At 41.0% G+C, this 12208-nt stretch carries 9 protein-coding genes; all 9 read right to left on the reverse strand.

Annotation, left to right across the window (positions count from 1 at the left end; all coding sequences use genetic code 11):
* Positions 1 to 63: 63 nt before the first annotated feature.
* The 9 genes from P40081_RS33035 to P40081_RS33080 all read right to left on the reverse strand — a co-directional run bounded on the left by P40081_RS33035 (position 64) and on the right by P40081_RS33080 (position 12194).
* Positions 64 to 1464, reverse strand: coding sequence for an undecaprenyl-phosphate glucose phosphotransferase (locus P40081_RS33035; protein ID WP_042140157.1), 1401 nt, complete (start codon positions 1462 to 1464; stop codon positions 64 to 66).
* Positions 1461 to 2360 carry a glycosyltransferase family 2 protein gene (locus P40081_RS33040; RefSeq protein ID WP_042141730.1) on the reverse strand — a complete coding sequence of 300 codons (900 nt, stop codon included), beginning with the start codon at positions 2358 to 2360 and terminating at the stop codon, positions 1461 to 1463. The genes P40081_RS33035 and P40081_RS33040 overlap by 4 nt, the downstream gene beginning before the upstream one ends.
* A gap of 460 nt (positions 2361 to 2820) precedes the next feature.
* On the reverse strand, positions 2821 to 3834 hold the full coding sequence (locus tag P40081_RS33050; RefSeq protein ID WP_042140159.1) for a glycosyltransferase family 2 protein: 1014 nt from the start codon (positions 3832 to 3834) through the stop codon (positions 2821 to 2823).
* 434 nt (positions 3835 to 4268) lie between these two features.
* Entirely contained in the window at positions 4269 to 5129 is an 861-nt protein-coding gene (gene rfbD, locus P40081_RS33055) for a dTDP-4-dehydrorhamnose reductase (RefSeq protein WP_042141731.1), read from the reverse strand.
* Between the two features lie 8 nt (positions 5130 to 5137).
* Positions 5138 to 6160: a dTDP-glucose 4,6-dehydratase gene (rfbB, locus tag P40081_RS33060; protein ID WP_042140160.1), complete on the reverse strand. Its 1023-nt coding sequence runs from the start codon at positions 6158 to 6160 to the stop codon at positions 5138 to 5140.
* Between the two features lie 239 nt (positions 6161 to 6399).
* A complete protein-coding gene (locus tag P40081_RS33065) occupies positions 6400 to 7944 on the reverse strand; it encodes an alginate O-acetyltransferase AlgX-related protein (RefSeq protein WP_042140161.1) in 1545 nt (514 codons plus the stop codon).
* A gap of 11 nt (positions 7945 to 7955) precedes the next feature.
* Positions 7956 to 9371, reverse strand: a complete 1416-nt coding sequence (locus P40081_RS33070) for an MBOAT family O-acyltransferase (RefSeq protein ID WP_042140162.1) — start codon at positions 9369 to 9371, stop codon at positions 7956 to 7958.
* Between the two features lie 47 nt (positions 9372 to 9418).
* The gene (locus tag P40081_RS33075) at positions 9419 to 11302 is read right to left on the reverse strand and encodes a rhamnan synthesis F family protein (protein WP_197074309.1); all 1884 of its coding nucleotides are present in this window, start codon (positions 11300 to 11302) and stop codon (positions 9419 to 9421) included.
* Positions 11303 to 11345: 43 nt separating this feature from the next.
* Positions 11346 to 12194, reverse strand: coding sequence for an NAD-dependent epimerase/dehydratase family protein (locus P40081_RS33080; protein WP_042140164.1), 849 nt, complete (start codon positions 12192 to 12194; stop codon positions 11346 to 11348).
* Between the last annotated feature and the right edge of the window lie 14 nt (positions 12195 to 12208).

The following is a 12208-nucleotide window of genomic DNA, read 5'->3' on the forward strand; positions in this document are numbered from 1 at the left end:
CTGTGTCGTCCTCAGGGGGGCAGCAACCGTTTCTATGGAATGATATAGTATGAGACCGGTCCATTAATAAGCGTTCTTGAAGCCGTTGCGGATGGTTTTGGCGATGATCCGGATGTCGAACAGTAGTGACCAGTTTTCGATATAGAAAATGTCGTGTTTGATCCGGTCCTCAATCGACGTGTCCCCGCGCAGACCGTTGCTCTGAGCCCAGCCGGTAATCCCCGGACGCACATGGTGCTTCACCATATACTTCGGAATCTCACCGCGGAACTGCTCTACAAAGTACGGGCGCTCCGGACGCGGACCGACCACACTCATCTGGCCAAACAGCACATTGAAAAATTGCGGCAGCTCATCCAGACTGGTCCTGCGGATAAAGGTCCCAAAACGTGTGCGGCGCGGATCCTCACGCGTACTCCAGCCCGTATCCACTTCACCGTCTGTCTGCATCTTCATCGAACGGAACTTGTACATCATGAAGTTACGGCGGTTAAGTCCTACACGCTCCTGCTTGAAAATAATAGGTCCGGGCGAGGTTAGGCGCACACCCAGCGCTACAATCAGCATTACAGGAGACAACATAATAATGGCGAACAGGGAAAACACCAGATCAAACGCCCGCTTCGCCATTTTGTTGCCGGCCATATCCAGCGGAATGTCGCGTACGTTAATCATCGGCATCCCGGCGAAGTTATCGAAGTAAGGACGGGCTGGCAGGTAGTCGAAGAAGTCAGGGATAATCAGTGTCCGTACACCCGCCTTCTCGCAGGTAGCGATAATGGTCGGATATTTCGAATGGGCATCCAGCGGAAGCGCCAGAATGACCTCATCGACCGGCAGCATCTCCAGCATGCCTTCCAGCTGATCCACGGTGCCGAGAATCGGCTTATACCGTTGTTCCTCAAGACCATCCCATTCATGAAAATCATCCAGGAAGCCGATGGCCTCGTACCCCAGCTCAGGATACTGCTCCAGATTATTGTAGAATCTCTTACCCAGCGTACCTGCGCCGAGAATCAGTACAAACTGGCGGTTGAAGCCTTTTTCACGCAGCGATTTCAGCATCTTCTTCAGCACATAACGGTACAGCATAATGGAAAGAATATTGAAGCCCATATATATAGCGAGATATTGACGGGAGACGTCAATCTCCTTCAGGAAGAACATCAGGCCGAGCAGAATGAAGATACCCATGGCGTGAACCTGAAAGATTTTGATGAATTCGTCAATGAACCGTTTCTTGCGCTTCGGCAAATACAATTGAAGCACAATTCCGATCAGAATAGCGATGGCTCCGTAGATAATACTCCAGTAAGCATAAGACTCTACAGGAAGAGTCCTGTAGGATTCCAGCAAACCGCTTTTGAACTTCAGCCACCAGGCAGCCAGAAAGGCCACTTGAATGACCAGGAAATCGGCAACCATATATAACTTTGTTAGAAACTTTTGATTACGGCGGATCATAATCTCACCTCAGCATTCGATTCATTGCGTAAACCGGCTTCCCCGGGGACAGTCAGACTCTGTGCTGGTGTTGGAACCTTGCGTGGAGCAATCAGCGCATTGCGCAGCAGCGAAAGCGTGAACTTGACGCCAACTCCCGCATATACCGCTCCGTTTATCATACTGTTGTACCGCCTGCTATAATGCTTCTTATGGAATAAAATCATCGCCCGGTGAAATTCGTACACGATCTTAAACGGTCTGCGGCGCGCACTGCCACCTTTGAGATGCACGATCGATGTCTGCGGATAGTAATAAATCCCCCAGCCGGCCGCTTTGATCCGGTAACACCAGTCCAGATCCTCTCCATACATAAAAAACGTCTCATCCAGTCCGCCCACCTGCTCGATGGTCTCCCGCCGCAGCAGCATGAACGCTCCCACCAGACAATCTACCGGGTAGGAGTCGTCGGGGTCCAGATAACCAAGCTGATAGCCGTTGAACCTTGGACGGTCCGGAAACAGCTTACTGAAGCCAAAAGCATAATAGAAGGAAGCGGATGGCGTCGGGAATCCTCTTTTACACGCCTTATCCAGCGAACCATCCGGCAAAATCACCTTACAGCCAGAAGCCCCCAGATCCGGACGGGTGTCCATAAAAGCAACCATTGTCTCCAGCGTATCCTTACGCACCACCGTATCGGAATTGAGCAGCAGCACATATCGCCCGGAGGCCGCTTCCATCCCCTGATTATTACCCTTGGCAAACCCTACATTCTCCGAATTGGCAATCAGCAGCACATCCGGGAATTCCTTGCTTATCGTCTCTACCGAGTGATCATGGGAGTTATTATCTATTAAAATAATTTCATAGGAGTAGCGGGTCTCGGAGTCATATACCGACCTCAGACAGTCCATCGTCAGGCGGCATGTGTTGTAATTAAGAATGATTATACTAACATCTACATTCACTGCTATACTCTCCTGACAAATATAGTAATCTATCGACAATTATTATAACACAAAAACCTCCTTGATAGGCGCAGCCTGTTCAGGGAGGTTTTTACAAGCGTGAGGATAATGTGGGAGGAACAGTGCTATAAGATTGAACTTGTATTTTATCTATTATCGGATTGCCGTGACTCCAAAGAAAGTTTGGCCCTCCGGCCGCTGTTGTCTGCAGATTTCTTGATTTTTACCGCTGTTCTCGGTGGAAATCCGCAGACAAAGGCGGACGCTATCGCTCCTACAGTTCCAAAATTCTCCTCCGCCACTTTTCCCTGTCCATTTATTTTTAAGTTCAATCTAAATAGCTGACGGAAATCCGGGGAATAGAAGAATCTTTTTCACAATCGGTTGAGTTCTCTCTCGTTTCGCTTCATAATCCCTGACGCTTAGCCTTCTCCTGAATATAACGGCGCTTGCGTTTCAGAGCTGTCCACTGCGAGAAGAAAGATGGCCAGGCTCCTAATAACTTAGGTTCCTTCAATAACGAGTAGCCATGTGCGGCGATCTCATAAGGCAAGGAATATAACAGGGTAAGCAACATCCTGCGGGAGGACTCGTTCTTATAAATCATTTTATAACGGTTGATATAAGAAATCCGCTTGATGAACATCGCCTTGCCGCTCCGCCCGGATGTCTTCCAGCCCCGTTCGTGGTAACCTATCGCTTCCGCATCATAGTAGGCCTGCCACCCAAACAATCCGGCGCGCCAGGCTACATCCACATCTTCCTTATAGGCAAAAAAGTCCGCATCAAAAAACTCGCCTTCGACGCTGACATCCTCAATCATCCGCCGGGAGTACATCGCTGCTGCACCGGATACACCGAATACCACACCAGACTCGTTCCACAGATCAGCGGACTCTCCCGCTCCACGGTCAAACGCCCGGCGTGCTCTATTCATCCGCAGTCCCGTGCTGTCAACGAGTGAGTGATCCGCCTTCAGCAGCAGTTTGCCTGTGGCACTGCCGATCTGGAGATTGTCTTCAAAGCGGGCGACAAGTCTGGATATATAGTCCGGGGCAAGCGTAAGATCAGGGTTCAACACCAGCACATAATCTGTATTTGTACCGGCAATAGCCTGATTGTGTGCTGGGGCAAAGCCGGTGTTATGTTCATTCTCAAGTAAGACAAGTGAAGGTGTCAGGGTACTGCTACTTGCAGAATCGGCTACTCCTTGGGCAGTTGTAGCTCCTTGGGCCGAGTTCGAGTTTAGCCCGTGGTAGAACGCTCTGACTTTATCCGCCGAACCATCCGTTGAAGCGTTGTCCACTATGACAATTTTTTTGACCGGATAATCCTGAGCTAATACAGCCGACAAGCATTCAATGATGTCATCCGCGCTGTTATAGGTAACGATATGTACACTGACTGTTTTAGGGTTCATAGGTGACCTCGAATTCCTGGTTCTTTATTGGGAAATCTATATCTATTATAGCGAAAAGAAGGTTGACAGGCTATGTTAAGCACATTAGAAGGTAATGTTAGTTACATAGTTATTGTGGTTCAACCCTATTGCTATATTGTCACAGACAGCAAAAAACTCCTTACCGCATAAGCGATCAGGAGTTTCATTAGTTGCTATATAAGACTCACTTTTAATTTGAACTTGAAGCTTAGTCGTCACTGCGGTGAACATTTGGACTTCCGGCCGCTGTTGTCCCATATTTCTTGATCCGCTATTCGCGGTAGAAATCCGGTGACAAAGGCGGTCGCTACCGCTCCTACAGTTCCAAATTTGTCCTCCGCTTCTTTCGCTTTTTGTTTATTTTTTAATGCGGCTTATATAGTTAGTTATTTATGCAAATCCCGCGCCAATGGTTACTTCAGCTCCAGCAAAAAGTCTCTCAGACCTTCCCGCCATGGGCGGATGTCCTGAAACCCGTTGGTACGGATGGCCAGATGCTCCATCACCGAGTTGCGCGGACGCGGCGCTGGACGTGGAAACTGTTCGGTAGCACACGGCTCAAGCTTCGCTGTGAACTTCAGCCCCAGAATATCTTCTGCTTCCGCAAAGATGGCCTGGGTGAATTCATACCATGTACAAGACTCTGTGTTCGAGGCATGGTACACTCCATACTTTTCAGTCTGGATAAGCTCAAGCAAGAATCTTGCCAGGTCCACCGTATAGGTAGGCGAGCCCTTCTGGTCATCTACAACCTGCAGCAACGGCTTTTCCTGCCCCAGCTTCAGCATGGTTTTCACAAAGTTATTGCCGTATTTGCCATAAACCCAAGAGGTACGTACGATAAAGAATTTAGACGATAAAGACTGGACCAGGATCTCTCCAGCCCGCTTAGACTTACCGTAGATACTCTTAGGATCTGTATTATCATATTCATGGTAAGGCTGAACCCCCATGCCATCGAACACATAATCCGTGCTGATATAGACCAGCTTGGCGCCCGCCTTTTCTGCAGCAAGAGCCACATTCCGGCTTCCGGTAGCATTAATCAGGTACGCTGCGTCAACATCGGTCTCTGCCGCATCAACCGCGGTATGGGCCGCACAATGAATAACAGCATCAGGAGCAAAAGCACCGATAACCTCCTGGCACTGGTCCAGATCAGTAATATCCATCTCCTGACGGTCACAGCCCAGAACCTCATAATCCTGACCTTGAAGTAAGAGCATAAGATCTTGCCCCAGCTGTCCTCCCGAACCTGTAACGAACACTTTCATTTTCGCCATTACAGTGAATCCCCCAGACGGCTGCCGTACTGGAGTGCGGCATACTTCTGGTATTCTCCGGACTGAATGCGGGTCCACCATTCTTTGTTATTCAGATACCACTGAATGGTTTCCTTAATGCCCGTTTCGAACGTATGCTTTGGCTTCCACCCCAGCTCGTTCGTGATCTTGGTCGGATCTATACCGTAACGGCGGTCATGTCCAGGACGGTCCTGAACATAAGAAATCAGCGAATCCGGTTTGCCCAGCTCCTGTAACACGGTATTCACGATATGCACATTCGTCCGCTCATTATTGCCACCGATGTTGTACACTTCACCGTTAACACCCTCATGAATTACCAGATCGATTGCGCTGCAGTGATCCTCAACATACAGCCAGTCACGGATATTCATTCCGTCACCATATACAGGCAGCGCCTGATCAGCCAGCGCACGGGAGATCATCAGCGGAATCAGCTTCTCCGGGAATTGATAAGGCCCGTAGTTATTGGAGCAACGGGTAATATTAACCGGCAATCCGAATGTTTCGTGATAAGCTCGAACCAGCAAATCCCCGCCCGCTTTGCTCGCGGAATAAGGACTGTTCGGTGTCAGCGGTGTTTCTTCAGTGAACAGACCCGTAGCGCCAAGCGATCCATAGACCTCATCCGTGGATACTTGCACGAATTTAGTTATACTGTATTTCTTAGCTGCATCCAGCAGCACCTGCGTACCGAGAACATTCGTCTTTACAAATATATCAGGCTCCAGAATACTCCGGTCCACGTGAGATTCAGCTGCAAAGTTGACTACAATATCAACGCCTCGGCTGAACAATCCATCCATCGCCTGGACACCCCTAATATCCGCCTTGGCAAAGGAATAGTTAGGATGACTCTCGATGGATTTCAAATTCTCCAGATTACCCGCATACGTCAAGGCATCTACGTTTACTATTTGATATTCCGGGTGCTGCTGCAGCATGTATATTACGAAGTTGCTGCCGATGAAGCCGGCTCCGCCGGTAACGAGTATCCTCATTTTTCCACCCTATCCATTCAATAATATTAATTGGCGCTAAATGTCCTCATGTATAATATTCTTGAATGGATATGTGGTGAATAAAATCTAAAAGACAGGCGAATTTTAAATAAGTCATTAAATAATCCATAATAAATAAAAAAATAACTACGATAGAAAACTACTATAAAATCCAAATAAACTGAACTCATTAGAGAACAAAGCTGCCTTGAAGCCGTAGCTTCAAGGCAGCTCTTGTATTACTTCCAATTGATATTAATATCAATTGGTGCATATTGATAAGATCTATCATTTGAAACAATCACCAAACTAACTTTATTAGCATTGATAATATCATCTTTATTTATATTAAAAGTAAAGCCCGAATTAATAAGTTGCGGGTTCCCAAAATAATCAGAAACACTTGACCTACCTATTCCATAATATCCATTGTAATATTTATCATTAATTTTGAGGTAAACATCAGCAGCAGTTTTCCCAGCGTTTTTATCTAAAGCCCAGCCAGTTAGCTTAAAAAATTGATCTTCCTTTTCCAATATAATACCAGTTTGTGATTCAACTAATTTTTTATTCACAGTATCCAACCACATCGAACCATCCTGACTAGCGACAACAGGTAAATCTTTATATGCTTCATATTCATTAAAATATCCATCCGGATAAGAAATTGAATCAGTGAATTGTTCAAGTGCTGGCTCCATAAACTCTAAAAGGATTAAATCGGGCTTATAAATATTCACCAATCCTTTAACTGAACCCATATTAAACCAGTGAACAAAATTAACTTCCGAGAAACTTTCAGCAATATTATTTAGCATAAAGGAATATATATAACTATCCCCTATGATCAACAATTTTGGTAGTTTATCATTCGTTTTATTAACATATTTGAATGCCAAATTATTAGAAATCAAATTCAGATCATCAAACGAACCGGTTTCTTGAGTTGCACTATATGTTTTTTTGTAAGTAAATTTATAATCCGTTTCTTTAAAGGGAAGCACTCCATATAATTTCGACTCTCTAATATAAGGTTCAACTGAGAAGTCGTTAAAAGATAGTATCTTCACCCCCGGCTGATATTCTTTAATTTTATTCATTAATTCTAGATAAGCTATGAATGCTCCATATGAATTCCAATGCGATAGATCATAGTTTTGAGAATATAAAGTTGCATCCTTTTTACTACGCAATAAGGAATCCTTTGTATAGAAAATATCAATATTATCTTTCTCGGATAAATTTTTGACGATTGTATCTACTTTTGTTTCATTATCCTTTCTTAAATAAGTATCCGGCATATTCTCAGGATATATTGTCTCTTTATCCGGATTAACCATAGTAATAAATGGAATATCCTTTACATCAAAATATTTCTTTAGTCCAATAAACTTTTCAGCTATCTGGGAATAACGTTCATCTGTTAACGGATTCATGTTTTGGTAACTTTTTATCATTTCAGGATACATTAAGTATAGCCAATCGTTTTTCCCCAATACTGTATCAGGTCTCGTTATTTTTCCAAAAAGGTTGTACTGAAATACTGTGTTCGCCGCAACCAGTTCATTTCTAAAACCTAAGTTATCATTAAACCAAGACTCAAACTCACTCACAAAATTCCGATTATAGCTACTATTTTTCTTCAATGAAGGAAAACTAGCCAACACTCGATTTTCTGCAGTAGAAATCTTTCCAGGCTCTTTATTTACAAATATTATCGGAATAGAAATACCTATTACAAAACAGAAAACTAACAACAAGTTGAATATCTTATGCAACTTCATATTTTTACTCCTTAAAATCTAAAGTAAATGAAAGGGTTATAGGTCGATGTTGCCAAGAACATTATACAAAGTATAAGCAACAACGCCACATATAAATTCTGTACAACTTGGCTAAAAGTACTATGTGATTCATATTCACCAATACTTACTCTGACATACTTGGTTATTGGAACAGATGCAATACAAGCGATTATTATAGTCGTTATAACCATCGGACTCAAATAGTAACCAACACTAAAACCAACTTGATTAGGTTTTATTATACCAAACATCACTTTTATATAGTCGACAGCATAAGTTAAATTATTCGCTCTGAATATTACCCAGCCAATTACTACTATAAAGGAAGTGTAGCACCATGAGATAATCTTGAAGGAATGAATATTTATCCCTTTCTTTTTTAGTACACGTTCGATAATAAGGAATATTCCGTGCCAGAGACCCCATATAATAAAATTCCATGCTGCACCATGCCATAGTCCCGTAACAATAAAAACAATTAGCAAATTAAGATATACATTCCCTTTTCTATTACCCCCAAGTGGAATATATAAATAGTCTTTAAACCACGAGGAAAGAGAAATATGCCATCTTCTCCAAAACTCAGTCACTGACTTTGATATATATGGAAAATCAAAATTTTCCTTAAATTTAAATCCGAACATTCTCGCCAGTCCGATGGCCATGTCGGAGTAACCAGAAAAATCAAAGTAGATTTGGAATGTATAACATATCGCTCCTACCCATGCAATAGCTGAAGTGTTTTGATCAGCAGGTAAGGAGAATATATTATCAGCTACCTGTCCTAACGTATTGGCGATAATTACCTTTTTGCCCAAACCCATAACAAATCGCCTAACACCATAAGCAAAATCATCAATGGTGGTTACGCGCGAGTCAATCTGATCATGAACATCTACATATCTGACAATTGGACCAGCAATTAGTTGCGGGAAAAACGCTTTAAAAAGTGCGAATTTCAATATATTTTTCTGAACATCAACTTTATTTAGATATAAATCAATTACATAAGAAAGCCCTTGAAATGTAAAGAATGAGATACCAATAGGCAGTATTATATTTCGCAAAGGTATTTCCAATCCAGAAATACTATTAAAGCCAGAAATAAAAAAATCGAAATATTTAAAATAGAATAATAAACCACAGTTTGCCGCCACACCTATAAGCATTGTGATTTTACTAAGCAGATGACCTTTTTTCTTAGATAAATAGATAAGTAACCCGAAACCGTAGTTTATCAAAATGGATAATATTATTACGAAAACGAATTTGGGTTCTCCCCAAGCATAGAAGGCTAAACTCGCAATTAATAAAAGCCCATTTCTGTAGCTTTCCTTTAACAGATAGTAAATAAGTAACAGGGCTGGAAGAAAGCAAAACAAAAAAACAGAGGAACTGAAAACCATCAGGTACTACCTCTTTCCACAAGTTTTGTTACTAACCTTTTTTAAGCTTAAGACACTAAACTTTTTAATCTTTTAAGTCTGTTAATAACGGGAGACGGTAAGTATTTCTTCATTGCCATCTTAAGTTTATGTTTAATAGACTTATTAACAATTGGACGATTCCGCAAATCAGATAAAACGCCGTAATGGGCATTTCCACCACGCATTCTAAAGTATTCAATATTAATTGTTCTAAGCATGTAATAAAGATTTGTCACCTCAATTCTCGCGTATGAGTCCGCCATCAACCAAGCTGGATAATAACCCTCGTGTTGCGCAACAAAAGGATAAATTCTCTCAATGGCATGTAGAATTGTACCATCATTATTATTTGGTTCTTTAGGGAAATCTTCGTACTTCCAACCATGATTTATTAATGTGGCGAGTGCCTTTGGTCTAAACCAGAACATTGTTCCCAGAGGGGCAATGGGTTCCTTATTAGGATCCATACTTACTTTCAGCTTTAATTTGTCAGCTAACTGCGCTGTGGTATTAAAGTTATTACTCCACTCATACCCAATAGTAGGATAAAAATCAGCATGATTAGGCGGAGGCGGAGACATAATACCCAATCTCGGATTTTCTTCGAATGTGTTGATTACATTATTAACAAAGTGACTGTTTTTCAATACATTTTCAAAACACTTATAGGCAAAAGATTCACCTTTAATATATGGCTCTAATTGTTTTGTTTTCTTATCGTGTGCAAAACAAACATAATCATAGTCAAGCAAAAAATCTTTACAACCAACCAATAGTGCACTTATATCTCTACCTCTATTTCCAATCAAAATAACTTCTACTTTTGCACAATTCATTTGCTCAAACGCAGTTTCAATCAATCTTTTTTTAACTTCTGTATTAGTGGTTATATAAACATCCGTTTCTGGAGGCATTGCTTGAGCATAGTGAAGACAATAATCTATTAAATCCTCAAAGTATATATGCATTACTAATGCTATTTTTTTCTTAATTGAACCTTGATTTTCGTTTTTAGATGACGAAGTTGACAAGATGTAATTTAAATTCATAGCATTCTTTATATCAGTCTGATTATTCGTTCGTAATATATTATCCCAAATTAGATTAACATCATAATCAGTTTTGTTTTTTATATATTCATAAAGCTCTAAGGTTTGTTCACCGGTTGTATTGTTAATAAAATCAGCAATTTGATGAAAAAAACTTCTGCGTTTAAATATTGGACACTTTCTATTTTTAACCAATTCTAAGGGACTCATAAGTATAGGATGAAACACATGTTTTTCCAAATCATCTGTATTCACATAAACATCCCATTTGAATCCTTTATCACTAAAAGTTTTTGTGAAAATCGCTTCATGGAAACCAATTGCTTCTTCATAAGAGTTAATCATTTTCATTTCGTTCCAATATCGCTTAAACTCATAACTTCTCAGCATAGTATTACGAACAACAATAAAATGAGATTGTATATGTTCTGGCGTATATCCATATTTAATAGTTCCAAATGGATCATGGCTCATTTTGTGATATTTTGTTATTCCCCAAAAATCTAAGTCTCTCTTATCCATCTCATTAAACATTTCCTTAAAAGGATATACTGGACCAAAGATAGTAGAGTTAAATAGAACGAGTTCGCTATAATTCAGAAGAGCAACCTCTCCTATATATTCCATGCCTTCCTTATAGGCCCACACATCAAATCCTTTGTTATCCCTAACTAAAACTTTATCTGTTAAACGTAGTAATTGGGCTCTTCCTTCAACAGTTAGTTTGCCGTTACATACTACTAATAAATCTTTTAAACTCTTTTTAATATCTGTAAGTAGTTTTATTACGTATTCATCTACAATCCCATCTTCATCATAAAAGAAAAATACACCTAAACGATTATTGTCCTGAACCAGCAAAACTAAATCCCCCTCATTCCTAATCGATTAATTCCTAACTATATTACTGTTTATAGGCACTTAGGATATTTTGTATTTTTTTACTGTCTCCCCATATCCCAGGTGAATCATACGCCCTCTCGGGAAAGGCACCGTATTCAAGGCGTATTGAAAAATTATTAATCTTTAAGAACTCTTCTACTTTGTCTTTTAGGCTAATCGGAATACCAGAACAACAGTTGATGATCCCTTTGACTTTTGTTTGCATTGCAGCCAAAGAAATTTGTTCGGCCAGTTCCTCTATGGTAATGAAATCGTATTTATTTTCACCAGTAGTGAATGGAAATACTTCTTTCCCTTCCTCTTCTGCTTGAATAATTTTAGAGAACACAGATTTACTTTTAGAATCATCGCCATAAATATAGAACGCCCTCAACCATTGGAATACAACAGCTTTATCTTGTAATAGTAGATTTAAGGATTGACGCAGACTATTTTTGGCAATTCCATACAATGAATGAGGGTTAGTTGGGGTATCCTCATTTATTTCACCTTCAAAATATCCAATCTCATGCATTGTCCCCATAACTGCAACATGTTGCAGCCCACCATCAACCATGCTGCGTATGAATTTATAGTGAGAGTATAGGTTTTGCAAATGCGACTCTGAATTATGAACGAACCCATCCCTCCAGGCTAAATGTAAACAGACATCAGGTTTTCCTAATTCTTCATAAATGTTGTCATAGTCTGCAAAAATATTAAATTCAAATTTCTTTGCTCTTTCATCAATAAACTCTGTATTATAATCAACCGCAGATACTTGAACACCAAGATTCAGTAAGTACTTTACAACAAACCTACCTATATACCCTCCCGCACCAGTAACTAATATTGTTTTATTTTTATACATTTCCGCACTCCCAA

The organism is Paenibacillus sp. FSL P4-0081 (assembly GCF_000758565.1).
Classification (GTDB): Bacteria; Bacillota; Bacilli; order Paenibacillales; family Paenibacillaceae; genus Paenibacillus_AQ; species Paenibacillus_AQ phytohabitans.

Coding starts and splice junctions, on each gene's coding strand:
- P40081_RS33050 (WP_042140159.1), bottom strand. CDS start 3,834: ATGAACCCTAAAACAGTCAGTGTACATATCGTTACCTATAACAGCGCG.
- P40081_RS33070 (WP_042140162.1), bottom strand. CDS start 9,371: ATGGTTTTCAGTTCCTCTGTTTTTTTGTTTTGCTTTCTTCCAGCCCTG.
- rfbD (WP_042141731.1), bottom strand. CDS start 5,129: ATGAAAGTGTTCGTTACAGGTTCGGGAGGACAGCTGGGGCAAGATCTT.
- P40081_RS33035 (WP_042140157.1), bottom strand. CDS start 1,464: ATGATCCGCCGTAATCAAAAGTTTCTAACAAAGTTATATATGGTTGCC.
- P40081_RS33080 (WP_042140164.1), bottom strand. CDS start 12,194: ATGTATAAAAATAAAACAATATTAGTTACTGGTGCGGGAGGGTATATA.
- P40081_RS33040 (WP_042141730.1), bottom strand. CDS start 2,360: ATGGACTGTCTGAGGTCGGTATATGACTCCGAGACCCGCTACTCCTAT.
- rfbB (WP_042140160.1), bottom strand. CDS start 6,160: ATGAGGATACTCGTTACCGGCGGAGCCGGCTTCATCGGCAGCAACTTC.
- P40081_RS33065 (WP_042140161.1), bottom strand. CDS start 7,944: ATGAAGTTGCATAAGATATTCAACTTGTTGTTAGTTTTCTGTTTTGTA.